The 19,429-nt window shown below is 67.7% G+C and carries 23 protein-coding genes; 2 read left to right on the forward strand and 21 right to left on the reverse strand.

From position 1 onward, the window contains the following. Nucleotides 1-12 precede the first annotated feature (12 nt). The 11 genes from OHA42_RS00720 to hemL form a co-directional block, all read right to left on the reverse strand. The gene (locus OHA42_RS00720) at nt 13-804 is read right to left on the reverse strand and encodes an ABC transporter permease (protein WP_406233644.1); all 792 of its coding nucleotides are present in this window, start codon (nt 802-804) and stop codon (nt 13-15) included. Next, nucleotides 801-1,751, reverse strand: coding sequence for an ATP-binding cassette domain-containing protein (locus OHA42_RS00725; RefSeq protein WP_406233645.1), 951 nt, complete (start codon nt 1,749-1,751; stop codon nt 801-803). Before OHA42_RS00725 ends, OHA42_RS00720 begins: the two co-directional genes overlap by 4 nt. A 242-nt stretch (nt 1,752-1,993) precedes the next feature. After that, on the reverse strand, nt 1,994-2,428 hold the full coding sequence (locus OHA42_RS00730; RefSeq protein WP_406238967.1) for a type II toxin-antitoxin system VapC family toxin: 435 nt from the start codon (nt 2,426-2,428) through the stop codon (nt 1,994-1,996). Nucleotides 2,429-2,718: 290 nt separating this feature from the next. Continuing rightward, nucleotides 2,719-3,690, reverse strand: a complete 972-nt coding sequence (gene ccsB / locus OHA42_RS00735) for a c-type cytochrome biogenesis protein CcsB (RefSeq protein ID WP_406233646.1) — start codon at nt 3,688-3,690, stop codon at nt 2,719-2,721. Nucleotides 3,691-3,692: 2 nt separating this feature from the next. Then, nucleotides 3,693-5,411 (reverse strand): cytochrome c biogenesis protein ResB, encoded by a 1,719-nt coding sequence (locus OHA42_RS00740; protein ID WP_406233648.1) that lies wholly within the window; start codon nt 5,409-5,411, stop codon nt 3,693-3,695. Further along, nucleotides 5,408-6,274: a cytochrome c biogenesis CcdA family protein gene (locus OHA42_RS00745; RefSeq protein ID WP_406233650.1), complete on the reverse strand. Its 867-nt coding sequence runs from the start codon at nt 6,272-6,274 to the stop codon at nt 5,408-5,410. Before OHA42_RS00745 ends, OHA42_RS00740 begins: the two co-directional genes overlap by 4 nt. Continuing rightward, nucleotides 6,271-6,507 (reverse strand): hypothetical protein, encoded by a 237-nt coding sequence (locus tag OHA42_RS00750; RefSeq protein WP_406233652.1) that lies wholly within the window; start codon nt 6,505-6,507, stop codon nt 6,271-6,273. Before OHA42_RS00750 ends, OHA42_RS00745 begins: the two co-directional genes overlap by 4 nt. After that, the gene (locus OHA42_RS00755) at nt 6,504-6,737 is read right to left on the reverse strand and encodes a hypothetical protein (protein ID WP_406233653.1); all 234 of its coding nucleotides are present in this window, start codon (nt 6,735-6,737) and stop codon (nt 6,504-6,506) included. The genes OHA42_RS00750 and OHA42_RS00755 overlap by 4 nt, the downstream gene beginning before the upstream one ends. Next, complete coding sequence (locus OHA42_RS00760) at nt 6,734-7,366, reverse strand: TlpA disulfide reductase family protein (RefSeq protein WP_406233655.1); 633 nt, start codon at nt 7,364-7,366, stop codon at nt 6,734-6,736. Before OHA42_RS00760 ends, OHA42_RS00755 begins: the two co-directional genes overlap by 4 nt. Continuing rightward, nucleotides 7,363-7,980 (reverse strand): histidine phosphatase family protein, encoded by a 618-nt coding sequence (locus tag OHA42_RS00765; protein WP_328412439.1) that lies wholly within the window; start codon nt 7,978-7,980, stop codon nt 7,363-7,365. Before OHA42_RS00765 ends, OHA42_RS00760 begins: the two co-directional genes overlap by 4 nt. Before the next feature lie 77 nt (nt 7,981-8,057). Beyond that, nucleotides 8,058-9,395: a glutamate-1-semialdehyde 2,1-aminomutase gene (gene hemL, locus OHA42_RS00770; protein ID WP_406233657.1), complete on the reverse strand. Its 1,338-nt coding sequence runs from the start codon at nt 9,393-9,395 to the stop codon at nt 8,058-8,060. Nucleotides 9,396-9,610: 215 nt separating this feature from the next. Between hemL and OHA42_RS00775 the strand changes: the two genes are divergently transcribed. Further along, a complete protein-coding gene (locus OHA42_RS00775) occupies nt 9,611-9,991 on the forward strand; it encodes a hypothetical protein (protein ID WP_406233659.1) in 381 nt (126 codons plus the stop codon). 36 nt (nt 9,992-10,027) lie between these two features. Here OHA42_RS00775 and OHA42_RS00780 read toward each other — a convergent pair whose 3' ends face one another. From OHA42_RS00780 to hemB, 5 genes are all read right to left on the reverse strand, one after another. Next, nucleotides 10,028-10,255, reverse strand: a complete 228-nt coding sequence (locus tag OHA42_RS00780; RefSeq protein WP_406233660.1) for a hypothetical protein — start codon at nt 10,253-10,255, stop codon at nt 10,028-10,030. Nucleotides 10,256-10,714: 459 nt separating this feature from the next. Further along, nucleotides 10,715-10,975, reverse strand: a complete 261-nt coding sequence (locus OHA42_RS00785; protein ID WP_406233661.1) for a hypothetical protein — start codon at nt 10,973-10,975, stop codon at nt 10,715-10,717. Further along, entirely contained in the window at nt 10,972-11,565 is a 594-nt protein-coding gene (locus OHA42_RS00790; protein ID WP_406233662.1) for a hypothetical protein, read from the reverse strand. The genes OHA42_RS00785 and OHA42_RS00790 overlap by 4 nt, the downstream gene beginning before the upstream one ends. 328 nt (nt 11,566-11,893) lie before the next feature. Beyond that, nucleotides 11,894-12,421 (reverse strand): hypothetical protein, encoded by a 528-nt coding sequence (locus tag OHA42_RS00795; RefSeq protein WP_406233664.1) that lies wholly within the window; start codon nt 12,419-12,421, stop codon nt 11,894-11,896. Then, nucleotides 12,418-13,395 (reverse strand): porphobilinogen synthase, encoded by a 978-nt coding sequence (gene hemB, locus OHA42_RS00800; protein WP_406233666.1) that lies wholly within the window; start codon nt 13,393-13,395, stop codon nt 12,418-12,420. Before hemB ends, OHA42_RS00795 begins: the two co-directional genes overlap by 4 nt. A 173-nt stretch (nt 13,396-13,568) precedes the next feature. Between hemB and OHA42_RS00805 the strand changes: the two genes are divergently transcribed. Next, on the forward strand, nt 13,569-13,853 hold the full coding sequence (locus tag OHA42_RS00805; RefSeq protein ID WP_328406629.1) for a hypothetical protein: 285 nt from the start codon (nt 13,569-13,571) through the stop codon (nt 13,851-13,853). Between the two features lie 88 nt (nt 13,854-13,941). On the opposite strand, the gene OHA42_RS00810 is transcribed toward OHA42_RS00805, so the two are convergent. The 5 genes from OHA42_RS00810 to OHA42_RS00830 form a co-directional block, all read right to left on the reverse strand. Continuing rightward, nucleotides 13,942-15,507, reverse strand: a complete 1,566-nt coding sequence (locus OHA42_RS00810; RefSeq protein ID WP_406233668.1) for a uroporphyrinogen-III synthase — start codon at nt 15,505-15,507, stop codon at nt 13,942-13,944. Next, nucleotides 15,504-16,568 (reverse strand): hydroxymethylbilane synthase, encoded by a 1,065-nt coding sequence (hemC, locus tag OHA42_RS00815; protein ID WP_406233670.1) that lies wholly within the window; start codon nt 16,566-16,568, stop codon nt 15,504-15,506. Before hemC ends, OHA42_RS00810 begins: the two co-directional genes overlap by 4 nt. Further along, nucleotides 16,565-18,079, reverse strand: a complete 1,515-nt coding sequence (locus tag OHA42_RS00820; RefSeq protein WP_406233672.1) for a glutamyl-tRNA reductase — start codon at nt 18,077-18,079, stop codon at nt 16,565-16,567. Before OHA42_RS00820 ends, hemC begins: the two co-directional genes overlap by 4 nt. Next, a complete protein-coding gene (locus OHA42_RS00825) occupies nt 18,076-18,873 on the reverse strand; it encodes a redox-sensing transcriptional repressor Rex (protein ID WP_406233674.1) in 798 nt (265 codons plus the stop codon). Before OHA42_RS00825 ends, OHA42_RS00820 begins: the two co-directional genes overlap by 4 nt. A gap of 249 nt (nt 18,874-19,122) precedes the next feature. Continuing rightward, complete coding sequence (locus OHA42_RS00830) at nt 19,123-19,383, reverse strand: glutaredoxin family protein (protein WP_406233676.1); 261 nt, start codon at nt 19,381-19,383, stop codon at nt 19,123-19,125. Nucleotides 19,384-19,429 lie beyond the last annotated feature (46 nt).

Raw genomic sequence — 19,429 nt, forward strand, 5'->3', positions numbered from 1 at the left:
GGGCACAGCCGCTTAGCGGCCGGGCTCGCGGTTCAGCAGCTGCTTCGCGCCGAAGAAGCTCGCGGCGGTGATGGCCAGGCACCAGGCGATGGCGATCCACGCGCTGTTGCCGATAGCCGTGCCCATCAGCAGTCCGCGCAGCGACTCCATGACGGGGGTGAACGGCTGATGCTCAGCGATCCAGCCCAGCCAGGACGGCATCGAGTCGGTGGGGACGAACCCGCTGCCGAAGAAGGGCAGCAGCATCAGCAGCATCGGCAGGTTGCTCGCGGTCTCCACGCTATCGCTGACCAGGCCCATGAGGACGGCGACCCAGGTGATCGCCATGATCAGCAGGGACAGGATGCCCACTGCGGCAAGCCATTCGGCCGGGCTCGCAGTGGGACGGAAACCGATGACCACGGCGACCGCAATGACCGTCGCGACGCTGAGCAGGGTCTGCACCACGCTGCCGACGACATGCCCGGTCAGCAGGGATGGCCGGAAGATGGCCATGGTGCGGAACCTCGCCACGATGCCCTGGGTCATATCGGTGCAGACCGACACCGCGGTAGCCGTCGCCGCACCCGCCACGGTCAGCAGCAGGATGCCAGGGGTCACGTAGTTGACGTAGTCGGCGCGACCGCCCGAGCTGCCGAGTCCGGCGCCGAGGGTGCCACCGAAGACGTAGACGAACAGCAGTAGAAACACGACCGGCGAGATGATCAGCGGCAAGGTCATCGACGGATAGCGCACGATGTGCAGCAGGCTGCGGCGCACCATCATCAACGAGTCGGTCACGGCGTACTTCATGGTGGTGCTCATCGCACGGACTCCTTCGGCTTGCCGGTGAGGGCGAGGAAAACATCATCGAGATCGGGGGTGTGTACAGAGAGTTCGGCTGCGTGGATCGACGCGGCTTTCAGCTTGTCCAGCAGGGCGTGCAGCGAATCGACGCCGCCATCGCTCGGCACCTGCAGCGTCAGCTCGTCCTCGTCGCGGGCGAGGACGCCGAACATCTGCGCGGCGACAGCAAGGGCACGCGGCTCGGTGAACCGCAGGTTGATGTGCCCGCCCGGGACCAGGCGCTTGAGCTCCTCCGGGGTGCCTTCGGCGACCACCCTGCCGCCATCGATCAGCGCGATCCGGTCGGCCAGCTGGTCGGCTTCCTCCAGGTACTGCGTGGTGAGGAAGACGGTGGTGCCGCCCGCGACCAACTCGCGGACCAACCGCCAGACCGAGCGACGGCTGCGCGGGTCGAGCCCGGTGGTCGGCTCGTCGAGGAAGAGCACCTGCGGGTCGCCGACCAGGCCCATCGCAATGTCGAGCCGGCGGCGCATGCCGCCGGAGTAGGTCGATGCCGGTTTCTTCGCGGCGTCCACCAGGTCGAATTGCTCGATCAGCGTGGCGATTCGGCGCTTGCGCTCGGCCCGGCCGAGATGGTGCAGTGTCGCCATCATCGCCAGGTTCTCCTCGCCGGTGAGGAGGTTGTCCACCGCGGCGAACTGACCGGTGACGCCGATGGCGGCGCGAACCGCATCGGGTTCGCGGGTGACGTCGTGGCCTGCGACCCGCAGTTCGCCGTCGTCGGCACCGATCAGTGTCGAAAGGATCTGCACCGTGGTGGTTTTCCCGGCCCCGTTCGGGCCGAGCAACGAAAAGATGGTCCCGGCAGGCACATTCAGATCGATGCCGTCGAGCACCTGGTGATCACCGTAGGACTTGCGCAGTCCGGTCGCCGTGATCGCTGGTGGGCGGGGGCTGGTCATCATGTCTTTCTCCTCGAATCCGCGACCCCGTGGTCGCTGTCGAGATAAAGAATGCGCCCGCCCGGATTCACCGCGGTTGCCTCGCGGTTTCACGAGGTTGCGCTGGTCAGCGCAGCGAATCCAGCCCGGTGAAACCTGGAACGGCACGAGTGCCGCGTGCCGAGCCAGATCGACCAGATCCGGCCACGTGTGACACCTGTACCTGGAACTGTGATCGATACTGGCAGGCCCGGTCGGCGACGTAACTACCGTTGACGTCTGGTCAATTTCTCTTCGCCCGGCACGAGTTCCAAAGCGGCGCAGTGTTTTGGAACTACCTGACGGAAATGACGGTGATCAAGTGTTGCCACCCTCTTGATCCCGAACCGTTCTGCGATGGCAATGACCGACGCGTCTGCCGCACCGAGCGGGAAACTTCCGTACTGGACTACAAGGTCTGCCATGCGCGCATAGTCGGCGGGGAGGAGTTGTTCAACCTGGAGTTCTTCGGCCGCCAAAGAACGGAGGAAACCGGCCTCGGCTTGCGCGCCGAGCTTGGCGAGCATGTAGCAGACTTCAGTGACTATGGTCGAGGGAACAATCAGCGGGCCCCGCTCTTCGCTCGAGGCGGCGTAACAAGCCGAGTGCTCACTGTCGTTCTTGTTGGCGATTGCGAGAAGCGGCCCGGTGTCACAAATGATCGCTCACGGCCGCCGAGGTCACGCCACAACACTTCCTGGGACGTGGAAGCGAAGTCGGGTTCGGCCTCGACTGTCCCAGCGAACGAGAGACGTCTGGATTCGGTCGCTGCTTCCCGGTCTGTGACCGGTTGACCGTGGCTGGCCACCAAGCGAAGCACAACAGGTCGCAGATCCTGCTGCTCCTCTTCGGTCAATAGGCCGACGAGGTCGCGGAGGTTCATGTCATCGAAGGCCGCGGTCATGCTCCTCAGGGTACCGTTCGACCTCCTGCGAAGCAGCAGCGAAATCGCTCAGTTCAGGCCCGCGTACGAGTGCAACCCCGAGATCACGATGTTGATGATGAAGAGGTTGAACAGCATCGCGACGAACCCTGCGATATTGATCCACGCGGCCTTGGTATCGCGCCAGCCGGAGGTCGCTCGGGCGTGCAGATACGCAGCGTAGAGAACCCAGGCGATGAAGGAGCAAGTCTCCTTCGGGTCCCAGCCCCAGAACCGCCCCCACGCCGCTTCGGCCCAAATGGCGCCGAGGATGACTCCCGCACCGAACAGGGGGAACCCGATGATGGTGGTTTTGTAGGCCAGGCGGTCGAGGGCGCGGGCGTCGGGGAGGCGGCGGGCGATGGTGCCGAGGATGGTGGCGGATTCTTGGCCCTCGGGCTGGCGCAGGCGGAAGAGGAACAGCAGGCTGGCTATGCCGGAGACGAGGAACACGCCGCTGCCGATGCTGACGATGGTGACGTGGATGGGCAGCCAGAACGATTTGAGGGCAGGGACGACGGGGGCGGCGTCGGCGTAGAGCATGGTGCCCGCGAGGAACATCAGGATCAGGATCGGGACGAGCAGGAAGACCCACATGGCCCGGTAGCGCTGTTCACGCAGGAAGAGGATGCCGACGACGGCGGCCGCCGCGGTCGCCATGGTGACGAACTCGTACATGTTGCCGAGCGGGAAGCGGTGGGTCGCGAAGCCGCGCAACACGATCGAGGCCACGTGCAGTGCGATCGCGACGACGAGCACCGAGAACGCCATATTGCCTGCGCGCTCCGCGAGCGGCTTGGGCTGCGGCGTCTCGATACGGCCGGGGACGGCGGGCCGGTCCGCGCCGGAACCGCCCGCGGTGACGAGCTCGCGCTCGACGACCTGCAGCGTCCGCGCCGAGGCGTACTGCACGATGAGCAGCACCAGCACCAGCGCGTACACCACGATCGCCGACTTGAAGGCGAGATCGCTGTAGTGCGCGATGTTCTCGTCGATCGGCATGGTCACTCTCCCGTGTTCTCGGTGCCGTACTGCTGATCCAGCAGGCGCGCACGCAATGTGTCGAACTCGCCACCCCAGCCGGCCTGATCGGTCCGCGCGAGCCCGCCCATTTCTACTACGGTGCGTCGTTGGTCAACGGTACCGGCTTCGGTACCGGCGGGGTAGACGCGGATCCAGACGCGCCGCCGCTTCACCAGCAGCGAAACGAGCAGCCCGGCCATCATGGCCAACGCGCTCACCAGCACCCACTGCTGCGCGGGATCGTGCGACACCTGCAAGTTCACGAATTCCTGTGCACCGTCGAAGGTCACCTTGGCGCCGTTGGACAGGGTGGTGGATTCGCCGGGGCGCAGGTTCACCCTGGCCTCCTTGGTCAGCCTGCCCTGTTTGATCTGCTCGGAGTCGAGTGAGAACAGCGACTGCGGCTTTCCGGTGTCGAGGCCGGTGTCGCCGCGATAGACGTCCACCGCGACGGCCGGATCGTTCATGACGGGGAACGACGAGGTCAGCAGGTTTCCGTGGAGCAGGGCGGTCGGCGCGAACAGGCCCTCCACGGCGATCTGATTCTTGCGGCGCTCGGCCTCGGTGGCGTACATGCCGCCGGGCGGATCGATCCGCAGCACTCCGCTGGACAGGAAGGTCCGGGCGTCCTCGGGTCGCCACTGGATGGTCTCGGTCCTGGTCTGCCCGTTCGGGAAGGTGACGGTGAACGTCGGCGCGAACCCGTGCCCTTGCAGGTACAGCCGGTCACCAGTGACACGCAGCGGGTGGTTCACCTGAATCGTGCTGGTGCGCCAGGTGTTGGTCTGGAGGTCGGCACCGGCCTGGTATTCGATATTCGAGGTGAACATCTCGGCCTGGCCGTTCTGCAGGTAGTCGGCCTTGAAGTCCTTGACCCGCACACAGATCGGAGTCATGCCGGTGCCGTCGTTCACATTGCCCGCACGGAACGAGTCGAACACCGCGGGCGAGGTGGTGCAGAAGCCGGGACCGTTGTTCGCGATGACGATAACGCTGCCCTCGTAACCGAACAGCTTGCCGACCGCGATGGCGACCAGCAGCCCGACCAGAGCCAGATGGAAGACGAGATTGCCCAGCTCGCGGGTGTACCCCTTCTCGGCCGAAAGAGTGATCTCCCCGGCCCGCCCGCTCTGCTCGATGCTTCGCTCGCCGGGCCCTGCGTGGTTGGGCAGGCTGCCGCCTCCGGGCCGGACGCTCCCACCGGCGCGCACCTCGGTGCGCCAGCCGCGCAACTGCCGACGGGCATGCGCGATCACCTCGTCGGCAGACCGCTCGACCGTCTCGGCGTAATGGTGCGGCAGCCTGGCCAGATTGCGCGGTGCGCGCACCGGCGGCGTGCGCAGCGCCCGGTAGTGGTCGAACACGCGCGGCAGGATGCAGCCAACCAGCGAAATGAACAGCAGCACATAGATGGCCGTGAACCAGAAGCTGGAGAACACGTCGAACAGCTCGAACCGGTCCATCCACGGCCCGAGCGTCGGTCGGTCGGCGATGTACTGGGCGACCTTCTGCTCGTTGAGGCTGCGCTGCGGCAGCAATGCGCCGGGGATCGCGGCCAACGCGAGCAGGAACAGCAGCACCAACGCGGTGCGCATGCTGGTGAGCCCGCGCCAGGTGTTGCGCACCAGCGCCCACACCCGACCCGGCAGTGACTGGCGGGGCGGAGTGTGCGGCGCCTCCGGTCTGTCGATCACGGTCATATCGGTAGCGTCACCTCGGAGACGAATGCGTCGCGAACCCAGGCGACGAACTGGTCCCACGCGCCGGTGACCAGCGCGATGCCGACCGCAACAAGCAGGATGCCCCCGATGATCTGGATGGTGCGGGAATTGCGGCGCAGCCACCCGACGCCGCGCAGCGCGCTCGCCGAACCGAAGGCGAGGATCACGAACGGCAGGCCGAGGCCGAGGCAGTAGGCAACGATCAGAGCCACCCCGCGCACCGCGGTCGTCCCGTCGGTGCCCGCGGACACCGCCATTACACCGGACAGGGTCGGCCCGAGGCACGGCGTCCAACCCAGCGCGAACACCGCGCCGAGCAGCGGCGCGCCCGCGATGCTCGTCAGCCTGCGCGGCTCCATCCTGGTGTCGCGCTGTAGTGCCGGCACCAGGCCGATGAACACCAGGCCCATCAGGATGGTGACCACACCGCCGATGCGTTGCAGCAGTTCACGATTCACGTTCAAGGTCTGGATCACGCCGAAAACCGTCGCGGTAGCGAGCACGAACACCACGGTGAAACCGGCGACGAACAAACCGGCCGCACCCGCGACCCGCATCCGGCCACTGCGCGCCACCTGCGGTGCGGACACGACGGCCCGATCGGCAACGGCCACCGAACCGGACTTACCCTCGCGACCTTTGGCTTCGGCAGGGGTGACAGGCGGCGCCTCGGCACCGACCAGCCCAGCCAGATACGACAGATAGCCGGGCACCAACGGCACCACACACGGTGAAGCGAACGACACGAGTCCCGCCAGCATGCAGGCGCCGAGCGCAAGCAGCAGCGGTCCGGTCGCCGCGGTCTGCTGGAACGACTCCCCCACTCCGGCAAGCACGATCACGCCGACTCCGCTCCTCGCGGATCGCCAGTGGTCGCCTGCTCGGCGGCCGGCGCGGCGGAGACCGTCGGCGCATCGTCGCGCGCAACATCCCGCAACGATTCCGCCGCGGCACTGCGCGGCACCATCGCGACACCGGCCCAGCGGTCATCGACCCGCCAGGTGCCACGAACGAGCCGGGCGGCCTGCCGCGGACGACAGGCGCGGCCGCCGCGCATCCGGCGATCGCGGTTCACGACTGCACCTCCTCGGCCTGCTCCGCGTCACGGCGCATCGGCACCTGCCGTTCGGTGTCCGCCGGCGCTGGGTCGACCTCGGCCCAGCTGACATCCATCATCGATGCCGCCGCGGCGCTGCGCGGCACCGAGGCCACGCCCGCCCAGCGATCGTCGACGGTCCATGTTCCACGGATGAGTCGGGCGGCCTGCCGCGGGCGACAGGAGCGCGGGCTGCGGGTGCGGTTCACTGAGAGTCCTCTGTGGCGATACGTTCGAGTACGGGCTGGAGATCCTCGGCCAGGAGCGACCGGAGGAAAACGGCGGCGACACGGTGCTGACGATCCAGAACGAGCGTCGTCGGGATGACGCTGGTCGGGAAGTTGCCGCCGAGGGCGAGCAACGTGCGCATGGACGGGTCATAGATCGACGGATAGCCGATCTTGTTGTCCACCACGAAATCCTGGGCCTTGTCCTGCTGCGGATCACGGACGTTGATGCCGAGGAAAACGACACCCTTGTCCTTGGTCGCCTCGTAGGCCTCTTCCAGGGCAGGAGCCTCGGCACGGCACGGCCCGCACCACTGCCCCCAGAGATTGAGCACGACCACCTTGCCGGCGAAATCCTCGACCGAGGTGGTTTTGCCTGCGGTCATCAGGTCGGGGCCGGCCAGTGTGCCGATGGTGCCCCGTGCGCTCGGCGGGTCGTAGAAGATGTCGGTTTTGCCACCGGGTGAGACGAACTCGAAGGTGCCGCCGGAGGCCACCGCGTCTGTCCCGGTCGAGCAGCCGGCCAGCGCGGCGACGAAGCACACGCAGGCGACCAGGACCGGCGCGAGGCGCCGGGCCACGGGCCGGGAGAACGCGGTGGCCGATCTCATGCGCCGTGCACCGTGGGGTCCGAACCGCCCGCAGGCTCGGAGTAAACGATGTCGACGAGCGTATCGCCCTGGTACACAAGGGAAGTCAGTGAAGCGAGCGAGCACTGCCGGTGCCGGGGATCGTGCCAGAGCCGCTGCCCCTGCAGGAACCGGCGCAGCGTCCACACCGGTAGCTGGTGGGAGACCAGCACGGCCTCGTGTCCGGCCGCCTCGACCCGCGCCTTGTTCACCGCTGCCAGCATCCGGTGCGCGATCTGCAGGTACGGCTCGCCCCAGGACGGCGTGAACGGATCGCGCAGCTTCCACCAGTGCCGCGGCTTGCGCAGCGCGCCGTCACCGACCGACACCCGCAGACCCTCAAAGGTGTTGCCCGCTTCGATGAGGTTCTCATCGGTCCGCACGATCAGGTCGTGCTGCGCGGCGATCGGCTCGGCGGTCTCCTGCGCGCGTTGCAGCGGCGAGGCGATCACCAGCGAGATGTCGTGATCGGACAGCGCCCGCGCGACCGCACCGGCCTGCGCGCGTCCGGTCACCGAAAGCTGGAAGCCGGGCAGCCTGCCGTAGAGGATGCCCTTCGGGTTGTGCACCTCGCCGTGGCGCAGCACGTGCACGATGGTCTCGACGCCGGGATCGCTATCGGCGGCGGCTGGTGTTTCGCGCTCTTCGGAATCTGGCTGATCGGGGTCGGAGCTCACGCGCGGGATCCTTCGGGTGTGGCGGCCGCGGCCGCATGTGCGGCGGCGGGCAGGGCGGCGGCAATACGGTCGAACGCGTCCTCGTCGAGCGCCGCGGAAACGAACCAGGCCTCGAACGCGCTCGGCGGCGCGTACACGCCACCGTCGAGCAAGGCGTGGAAAAAGGCGGGGAAACGCCAGGTCTGGCTGGCTTTGGCGGCGGCGTAGTCGATGACCGGACGGTCGGCGAAGAACACGCTCACCATATTGCCCGCGAACTGCACCTGATGCTCGACCCCCGCGGCACTGAGGGCCTCGGTGAACAGGCCGCCGAGCCGTTCGGCATTGCGGTCGAGCGCGGCGTACACCGCATCGTCGGCGGCGCGCAGCGTGGCAAGGCCCGCCGCGACGGCGACGGGATTACCGGAGAGGGTGCCCGCCTGGTAGACCGGGCCGAGCGGGGCCAGGTGATTCATGATCTCGGCGCGACCGCCGAACGCGGCGGCAGGCAGGCCGCCGCTCATCACCTTGCCGAAGGTGTAGAGGTCACCTGCGACGCCCTCGCGACCGAACCAGCCTGCGCGGCTGACCCGGAACCCGGTCATGACCTCATCCATGATCAGCAGCGCACCGTGCTCTTCGGTCAGTGCGCGCAGGCCCGCGTTGAACCCGGGCAGCGGCGCGACCGCACCCATATTGCCCGCGGCCGCCTCGGTGATCACGCAGGCGATCTCGCCGGGATTCGCTGCGAACGCGGCGGTGACGGCGTCGATGTCGTTGTAGGGCAGCACGATGGTGTCGCCCGCCTGCGCGCCGGTGACGCCCGGCGAGGTCGGCAGGCCGAGCGTGGCGACACCGGACCCGGCGTCGGCGAGCAGCGCGTCCACGTGCCCGTGGTAGCAGCCGGAGAACTTGATGATCTTCGCGCGACCGGTGTAGCCGCGGGCCAGTCGCACCGCACTCATTGTGGCCTCGGTGCCGGAGTTCACCAACCGCACCCGCTGCACCGGCGCGACCCGTTCGGCGATCAGCTCGGCGAGTTCGATCTCGGCCTCGGTCGGTGCGCCGAAGGACAGCCCGCCGGTCGCGGCGCGCTGCACGGCTTCGACCACCGCGGGGTGCGCGTGGCCGAGAATCATCGGCCCCCACGAACACACCAGGTCGACGTACTCGTGGCCGTCGGCGTCGACGAGGGTATAGCCGTTGGCGGAAGCGATGAATCGCGGTGTGCCACCAACGGACTTGAACGCCCGCACCGGGGAGTTCACACCACCGGGGATCACCGAACTCGCCCGTTCGAAGAGCTGAGCGGAAACCGGCACCGATGATCTGGTCGCGCGCGGAGAAGAACTCACGACGTCCAGTCTCTCAGCCCGATCCGATCGAGTCGACGACAGGGTGTAGTGGAGTGATCCACACCGCAGCGCGCGTCGCGCACCGATGCGGCGCTCCTGCGCAACACGCCGAGCATGTTTCCTCGAATATCGGTCGCCGAATGATTGCTGATGCGTAATCTCGGTGCGTCTCACACCACATTCGGGCACCATCTACCAGCCAGAAGGGTCTGTCTATGCGGTTTGCCATCTTCACCGCCGCGGTTCTCACCGCCTGCACCACCGCCGCACTGCTCGGCACAGCAACCGCCGCTGCCGCGGAACCGTTCGGCCAGCCGGACCGGGTCGGTCTGCATCTGAGCCACCAGGAGACCGCGGCCATCGCCGACGGGCCGCTGCCCGCACTGGTCTCCATGCTCGTGCCACCGAACCGGATCGGCGCGGGCCTCAAGAACGACACCAAGATCTACCACGACGACAGCGGCAACGTCCACGCCTCGCTGCGCCAGGTCATGACGGAGGCCGCAAATTACCCGGACGGCACCATCACGCTGTATATCAACGCCCCCGGCACCCACGACGGTCGCGTGCTGGACATCTACCAGCAGTGGAACTGAGCGGAGGCCGGTCATGCACTCGAGCCGGTCTCCGGCTCAGGTGTACATGCACGGCACCGAGGCCGAGATGGTGTGCAGCCGGCACATGATCTCGTTGTAGATGCCTGCGGAGCCGGTCTCCGGCCCGAAGACCGGCGCGACCATGGCGGTGTCGACCGCGGCGGGCTCCAGCGGCAATGTAGTGGCGCCCGCCGGCGCGGCACCGATCCCGACCGCGGCGGCGATGGCCACCCCGGCACCCAGCTTTCCAGCAAATCCGATCATCGGCATTCCTTTATCGACGCAATATGAATTACAGCGAAATCCTAACGGCCACACAAAGATTCGCTATATCCAGCGTTGTGCGCCGTGCTACCGCCCACAGCAGCCGTGGCTGCACGTGCACGGTAACCGAGTCGGCGGGTTGCGCGCCAGAGCGTGCCGCATCAGGCGATCCCGATGCAGAACTCCGGCTGAGCCGCTGGTCGCCAGACAGGCCAGCGGCGCGGGGCAACAGGTGCAGCGGCGCCTGCGCAGTGGCGCCGAGGGCCGGCGGCACCGGCGCGACCTCGGCGGGGACGGCAGCGGCGGGAGGCATCGTGGCGACGCCGATCGTGCCGCCTGCCACAACCCCCAGAGCGATCTTCCTCGTGTGGCTTGTCGGCTGCATGGCTTCGATGTTCCCGCGGTCGGCGCGGTAGAACAGCAGCGGCGGCGATGATCGCCGGTGGTTGCCCGGCTCGGTCAGCCTCGGGGCGACGGACGCACGGCGACGACGCGCAGCGCCCGTGCGCCCGCGTCGATGCCGGCGATACCGGCTATGGCGACCAGAAAAGCCGCCAGCAGCAGCCACGGACCGACATAGCGGGTCGCACTGTGGGCCGGGAGGTCGCCCGCGGCGGCGAATGACGTGGTGACCAACCCGTTTCGCCAGCTGAGCACCGCAACGACCAGACACAGCACCGCAACGACTACCTCACCGAACACTACGATTTCTCGCCTCAACGATCTGCTCCGTTCTCGCTGTGTCGGTCATCGGCGCCGCCGGGGTCTTCGACACTATCGACCTCGTCGACACTATCGGCAATGCCGTCGGTGGCGTCGATGCCTGGGGTGCCGCGCTGCCGGTCGAGCGCCTCGGTGAGCGCGGCCCGCAATCCACGGTGATCCTTGGCCCAGGCCTGCACGAAGCTACCGTCGACCAGCCGCAGTCCGATCCCGCCACGGCGGCGCGGCACCCCGCTCAGCTCGCCGAGCGCGCGCGCCGACTCCCAGTCCTCATCGTCCCAGGAGTCCTCGTCGCGCTCGGGGAGCACCGCGGCGACGGCGCTCAGCGGGAGCGTCTCGGTGCCCTCGCGCAGGATGCTGTCGGTAAGTTCGACGCTCACATGGCGTCGACCCGCGATCACCTGCAACACAACGAAACCCGCGATCAGCGCGGCACAGAAAATCAAGGCGAACCAGTGCACCGCAGTGGCGGTCACCAATTCGATGAAAAGAATGATCAGACACAGACCCGGCCCGTAGGACACCGAGCGCCAGCGCGCGCCCGGTTCGGCGAACAGAATGCCGGAGCCGTCCCCCACATCGCTCACGTCATGCTCCCGGTCGCGCCGACGGGCAGGACCATCGAACGCGGACGATTCAGCCGACGATGCCGGGAATCAGCAGTACCGCGACGGTGAGCACCCCGAACAGAATCAGCAGGCTGAGGACGAGCAATTCTCGCCGAATGCTCTGCGGCTGTTGGATAACCACACGCATCTATGCCTCCGATCCCCCGGAGCCATCTGGTCGACGCACTCACGAAAGGTAAGCGAACGCCTGACAAGCAACTACCGGTTCCCAAGTCCACTGTGACAACCCTCACGATACATGCCGGCGTTTCCCCGACAAACTCGACCGCCTGCTCGACCCGCCCGTTCACCTGCGCTTCAGCTGGAAGTACGCGGTCGATTCCGGACGGTGACTCAGGTAGATCCCACCCGCCGCGAGCACGCCCTGCACGATGCCCGCGCCGCCCGCCACCAGGGAGGCCACACCCGCGGTCCCCGAACCGAGCGCGAACATAGTGCCGACCGCCGTGAGCGCAAGCCAGACGCCGACGAAGGTCAGCAGCGTCCGCGCCCACAGCTTGCCGAGGAACAGTTGGTGCGCGAGCACCAGTGCGACCGCCGCGATGGTCAGGCCGAGCAGCACCGCGACCACGTACGCCAAAGACACCATCAGGTCGGCGGTGGCCATGGTGAATTTCGGATCGCTCTCCTGCATCTGATCGAACATCTGCTTGGCGAATTCGTGCCGATTCTGCACCGCGGCCAGCATCGAGCCCGCGAGTTGCACAATGCCGAAAACGACAACGCCCCACCACAATTGACGCGCAGTCCGGATGTCCTCCGGCGGTGCGGGCGGCTGCGGCACAGCGCCCATCGGGCCTATCGGGTTCGTCACGACAGCCAGTGTGCGGCCTCGGTTGCCCAGTAGGTGAGCACGATGTCCGCGCCCGCCCGCCGGATGCCGAGCAACGACTCCATGATCGCGCCCCTGCGGTCGATCCAGCCGCGCTGGGCGGCGGCGGTGATCATCGCGTACTCGCCGGAGATCTGGTACGCGGCGACCGGAACCGACGAGCGATCGGCGACATCGCGAAGGATGTCCAGGTAGGACATCGCGGGCTTCACCATCACGATGTCGGCGCCCTCGGCCAGATCCAGCTCGAGCTCCCGGATCGCCTCCTTGCGGTTGGCCGGATCCTGCTGGTAGGTGCGCCGGTCGCCCTCCAGCGAGGAGCCGACGGCCTCGCGGAACGGACCGTAGAAGGCCGAGGCGTATTTGGCGGCGTAGGCGAGGATGCCGGTGTCGGTGTGCCCGACCGCGTCCAGCCCGCGCCGGATCGCGCCGACCTGGCCGTCCATCATCCCGCTGGTACCGAGCAGGTCGGCGCCGGAGTCTGCTTGCGCGAGCGCCATCTCCACGTAGCGGTGCAGGGTCGCGTCGTTGTCGACGGCACCGTTCGTGGCGAGCACACCGCAGTGCCCGTGATCGGTGAACTCGTCGAGACAGGTGTCGGCCATGAGCACCGTCGAGCCGCCCACCTCATCGGCCAGCGCACGCAGGCTCCGGTTGAGGATGCCGTCCGGATCGCTGGCCTTGCTGCCGGTGGCGTCCTTGTCCTCCGAACGCGGTACCCCGAACAGCATGAGCCCGCCGACACCCGCGGTCACCGCCTCGACGGCGGCCTTGCGCAGCGAATCCATCGAATGCTGCACCACCCCCGGCATCGAACTGATTTCCCGCGGTTCTTCCAGGCCATCGGCCACGAACATCGGCAGCACCAATTGCCGTGGCTGCAGAGTCGTTTCGGCAACGAGGCGGCGCAGAGCGGGGGTACGGCGCAACCGCCGCGGGCGGTCCATTCCGGTCATGAACCGCACGATACGCCTGCCGCCTCCCTGGTGTTTCAGCGGCGCTCTTCCCACTACTGCACCAACCGCGAAAGTCCTTGTGGCCAGCGGTTTTTGTCGGTGCCCAGAGGTAGAATCGAAGAAGTGTTCGAGAGATTCGCACTCGAAAACGCACCACTACGGGAGGACTGGCGATGCCCGCTACCGCACCCAAGTCGAAAACCGTCATCATCGACCGGCCGTATGTTCCGCTCCAGAAGCGGCCGCTGCCGGCAGGCCGCCCACGCAAGTGGTACGTCAGCCACAACCGCAGGCTCAAGGCCATGCGGCTGACCATCGCGCTGCTCGATTCAGGCATCTATCTCCCGAGCCAGGCAAGCAACGAGCGCATTCGGCGCACCGCGGAACTCATCGATATCCGCCCACCATCGGACACCACCTGCAGGCTGGTGCGCACCCTGATGCGCTACAGCCGCTGATCCCGCCGAGCTGCCCGGCATTCGACCCGGCGGCCGGTGGAAAAACGAAACGCCCACAGCGCGGTGGGCGTTTCGTCCGACAATCCGGTTACCGGCTGCGGCGGCTCTTCTTACGCGGCGGCGGCAGCAGACCCTCGGCGCGCAGCCGTGCGGCGTGCTCGGCGAGCGCCTCGACCAGCGGGCCGACCTGAGCGACCTCCGGCTGCACGTCGACGCGCAGACCGAATTCGATGGCGGTCTCGGCCGTCTTCGGGCCGATGCAGGCGACGATGGTGCGGGCATGCGGCTTACCCGCGATGCCGACCAGGTTGCGCACTGTCGAGGACGAGGTGAACAGGACCGCGTCGAAGCCGCCGGTCTTGATCATCTCGCGGGTCTCGGCGGGCGGCGGCGACGCGCGCACAGTCCGGTAGGCGGTGACATCGTCGATCTCCCAGCCGCGGTCACGCAGACCCTCGGCGAGGGTTTCGGTGGCAATGTCCGCGCGCGGCAACAGCACTCGGTTCACCGGATCGAAAACATCGTCGTAGGGCGGGAAATCGGCGAGCAGGCCCTCGGAGGACTGTTCACCGCTCGGGACCAACTCCGGGTTGATGCCGAACGAGCGCACCTTCTCCGCGGTGGCCTCGCCGACACACGCGATCTTCACACCGGAGAACGCCCGCGCGTCCAAGCCGAATTCGGCGAACTTCTCCCACACCGCGCGCACCGCGTTGGTGGAGGTGAACACCACCCACTGGTAGCGGCCGTCGACGAGACCCTTGACCGCACGCTCCATCTGGGCGGGACTGCGCGGCGGCTCGACCGCGATGGTCGGCACCTCCATCGGGATGGCGCCGTGCGTCACCAGCCGCTCGCTCATCTCGCCTGCCTGGTCCTTGGTGCGCGGCACGAGCACGGTCCAGCCGTACAGCGCGCGCGACTCCCACCAGGACATCTTCGAGCGCTGCGCGACCACCTTGCCGATGGTCACCACCAGCGGGCCGACCAGCTCGGAAGCGGCGCTGTTGAGCGTGGCGAGGGTCGCCTCGATGGTGCGCTGCTGGCGCGTGGTGCCGCGCACGGTCACCGCGACCGGGGTCTGCGGCGCCATGCCGTGTTCGACAAGGGCGCTGGCGGTTTCGGCCAGGTGCCCCGAGGACGCGTGCAGCACCAGCGGGCCGGGCGCGGCCGCGAGTGCGGCCCAGTCGACCTCGCCGCGCACGTCTGCCTCGGTGTGCCCGGACCCGAGCGCGATGCCCGCGTAGCTCGGCACCGCCGAGCCGCCGGGCAGACCGGGCAGTACCTCGAAGACCATGTGCGACCTGGTCACCGCGGTGACCTCGGCGATAACGGCGTCGGTGGTCAGCGGGTCGCCGGAGACGACGCGGACCACGTCATGGCCGTTGCGGGCTTCGGCGATCAGCGTTTTGGCCACCTCGGCGGGTTCGCCGAGCGCCGGACGCACGTCGACGGGACGCTCACCGTCCTGATCCGCCTGGACGGCGGTCCCGATCAGGGCGAGCACGCCCTTGTCCACATCGGGGTCGGTGAACGCCAGCGCTGCCCGGCCGAGCACCTCACGGGCGCGCACTGTCAGCAATGCCGGGTCGCCGGGACCCGACCCGACGAAAAGGATCCGACCGGGATGCTTCTTGGTAGCTCGGCTGCTCATCGGCTGTTCTCCATTGGGCTGGGATCGACAAAGTCTGTGGCGGGCAGATTCACCGCCTGTGTGGGGGAACCGGGTGTCTCCGGTTCCACGCTGGTGAGCAGCTCACGCGCGCCGAGCTCCAACAGCTCACGGGCGAGTGCTCGACCCAATTCGGCCGCCCGCTCCGGGGCGCCGACCACGGAAGCCCGCAGCACCTCGGAACCGTCGATGGCCGCCGCGCATCCGCGTAGCGAGAGTTCGTCGACAACCCGGCCGTCGTCGTCGAGCGATTCGACGACCTCGGCGAGCGCGCCGATCGGCGCGGTGCAGCCCGCCTCCAGCTCGGCGAGCAGGGCCCGCTCCGCGATGATGGCCGCCCGGGTGGCGGCGTCGTCGAGTCCGGCAAGCACCGCGAGCAATGCGGTGTCGTCGCTGCGGCATTCGACAGCGAGCGCACCCTGCGCAGGAGCGGACAACATCTGCACCGGCTCCAGCGCCTCGGTGACGGCGTCCAGACGGTCGATTCTGGCGAGCCCCGCTCTAGCGACGACGACCGCATCGAGCTCGCCTTCGGCGACCTTGCGCAGCCTGGTGTCCAGGTTGCCGCGCAGCGGCACAATGTCGAGACCGAGTCCGAGCGCACGCAACTGCGCCGCGCGCCGCGGCGCGGAGGTGCCGACCCGGGAACCGGCAGGCAGCTCACCGAGCACGAGGCCGTCGCGGGCGACCAGAGCGTCACGCGGATCCTCGCGCACCGGAATGGCGGCGATGGTGAAACGGGGGTCGAGCGCGGTCGGCAGATCCTTGTACGAGTGCACCGCGATATCGATGGATCCGGCGGCCAACTCGTCACGCAGCGCGGAGGTGAACACCCCGACGCCGATCTTCGCGACCGGGTCGGTCGCGTTGTTGTCGCCTGCGGTCCTGATCACGACCAGCTCTGCCGCCTGCCCAGCCGCGATCAGCGCGTCGCGAATAGTGCCCGACTGGGTGAGCGCGAGCAGACTGCCGCGCGTGCCGATCCGCCACGGCGCATGAATGCTGCCTGCGGTCACGTTGTCCTCTTCCTGCACGATGGTCATGCGGACTGCCCCCGTTCTTCGCCGAGGTGGCCTGCTGTGAAGTCGTCGGCCAGCACAATGTCGCCGTCGCCCGCGAACCGGAAGGACCCGTGCTCGCCGCCGATCGCGTTGATCTCCATCGGCGCGGCGACCGCTTGCGCCGCACCAGGTTTGAGCTCGAACAATTCCCGCAGCGCCTCGGCGTAGCTGTCGCCGCCCGGCGTCGAGGCCAGCTGCTTGACCCGTACCGTCGGCGCATGCAGCAGCTTGTCGACCACGCGGCGCACCGTGCGCGCCACCTCGTCGCGTTCCGGGTCGGCAAGACTCGGCAGCCGTGAATCGAGACGAAGTAGTTCGGCCTCGACCACCTCGGCCGCGCGCTGCCGCAGTGCGGCCACGGTCGGCGTCACCTCGGCCATCCGCTGGCCGGCAAGGTATTTCGCGAGTTCATCGGCAACGATCGCGCGGGCGGCGGCAGTGTCGTCGGCAGCGGCTCCGGCAGCGGGGTCGCGCTGCAGCGTCTCGATGTCGATCACCGTGATGCCGGGCAGCCCGGCAACCGCGTGCTCGACATCACGGGGCAGGCCGAGGTCGCAGAAGATCAATGGCCGTTCGGTCGAAGCGGATTCGGCGCGTTCGCGATCGGCGAGGGCGCGGTGGGTGTCGGCCAAGGTCACCACAGCGCCGACCGCGCCGGTACAGGTGATCACGACATCGGCGGCGGCCATGGCCTCGGTCAGCCGCGACAGCTCCATCGCCGCCGAATCGACCCCGTAGGACGCCGCGGTCTCCGCAAGCCTGCTGGCCCGCTCGATGGTGCGGTTCACCACGATGATGCGACCGATGCCCGCGCGCGAAAGATGCGCCACGGCAAGGCCGCCCATCGCACCGGCGCCGACGACAACGGCGGTCCGGCCCGCGAGCGCGGTGCCGGATAGGACGGCAGCGGATCCTTCCGTGGTTACCGAGGCTGCCGCCTGCGAACCGTTGGCAGCCGCCCGCAGCACCTGCTGGGCCCGATCCAGCGCCACCGAAACCACCGAGGCGCCCGCTCGATCGATGCCGGTCTCCGAATGCACCCGCTTGCCGACCCGCAATGCGTGCTGGGCCAGTTCATGCATGGTCCGGCCGACGGCCTGCTGCGAATCGGCGGAGGCGTAGGCACTGCGGATCTGGCTGAGCACCTGCTGCTCGCCGATCACCATCGAATCGAGGCCGCTCGCCACCGCGAACAGATGCTCGGCGGCGGCTTCGCTGTAGCGGACGTAGGCGTGCTTGGTCAGATCCGGCAGCGGCAGCCCGGAATGCTTGGTCAGTAGATCGCCGATCTCGGCGAGACCGCCGTGAAAGGCGTCGACCACCGCGTAGACCTCGACCCGGTTACAGGTGGAGACGATCATCGCTTCGGAAACGTGGCTGGAAGTGAGCATTCGGTCGACCAGCTTCGGGCGGTCGGCATCGGTGATGGCAACCTTCTCCAACACCGAGACGGGAGCGCTCCGATGCGAAATCCCGACCAAAAGAACACTCATGGGGTAACCACCGATCCCTTGCTGCTTGGCTCCGTTGCCGAATGCGAGGTCGAATGCTTGAGTGCCGGATGCGCGCGATGGGTGATGCGGCCCGATACGGCACGTGCCACTTCGGGCAACGGCGGTGCGTTGCGCGAAGCGTCGAAGGAAAGCATCTGCATCTCGACGGCCAGATCCACCCGGCGAACCTCGACGCCGTCGGGCGCGGTCAGCTCGCACGGGGCGAAGCTCAGAATCGACTGCAATCCCGCACCGACCAGGCAGTCGCACACCGCCTGCGCCGCGTCGTCGGGAACGGTGATCACCGCGATGGTCGGCTGCAGCACGGTGACGGCCTCTGCGAGTTCGGCGACGTCACGCACCACCAGACCGGCGACCTGCAGGCCGATCACCTCGGGGTGACTGTCGAACATGCCGACGACGGTGAAGCCGCGGCGCTGGAAACCGCCGTAGCCGACCAGTGCCCGGCCCAGATTGCCGGCACCGACCAGCACCACCCGATGTCCCTGCGACAGCCCGAGCACATCCTCGATCCTGCTGCGCAGCTTCGCCACGTCATAGCCGACACCCCGAACGCCATTGGGCCCGAGGAAGGAAAGGTCCTTGCGCAACTTGGCGGAATTGACACCCGCCGCGACAGCCAGTTCCTCACTCGATACGATGGCAACACTGTCGTCGGCCAACATGGCGAGGACCCGGAGATAGGTGGCAAGCCGCGCAACAGTGGCCTGCGGGATGTCCTTCTGCAGAGCCCTGCCGGAGACGCCGCCTGGCGTCTCATGCTGCTCTGTCACGTCGTCGGCTCCTCGTTCCGGACTGCTCAGGTCCGGTTCGCTGTTCGACCTCTTGCCCGGGGCGGTCCGGTGCCATGATCGAAGTATCGGAATGCTGGGTGTCATTACGCGGTGGGTCCGCAGCCTGGGCATGGGGGTCGCGTGCCACCACCGTAACCGCTTGTGAAGCCCTGCACAAAGTCGGTGAATTTGGCCTCATTTTCCGCCGCGACCAGCAGCGCGGCGGAAACGGACAGGATCAGCTTTCCCTCAGCGGGTCAAATCGGACCGCAATCGGGGCTCGTCGACATCGAAATAGCTGTGCTCACGGCCGTCGAGCAGCACGACGGGCAGCCGGTCACCGTACTCCGCGCGCAGGCCAGGGTCGGTAACGGCGGCCGCATCGACATCCACCGTCGCGGGCTCGATCCCGAAGTCGGCACAAATCACCCGCAGCTGTTCCAGTGCGGTGACACACAGCCCGCAGCCGGGTCTCGTCAGCAAAGTCACCGAATGTGTGGGATTGGTCATGACGGATATTAAATCGCCTCACCACGCCCGGTTCGGTGCGCGCGGT

The sequence above is a fragment of the Nocardia sp. NBC_01009 genome, from assembly GCF_045208035.1.
Lineage (GTDB): Bacteria > Actinomycetota > Actinomycetes > Mycobacteriales > Mycobacteriaceae > Nocardia.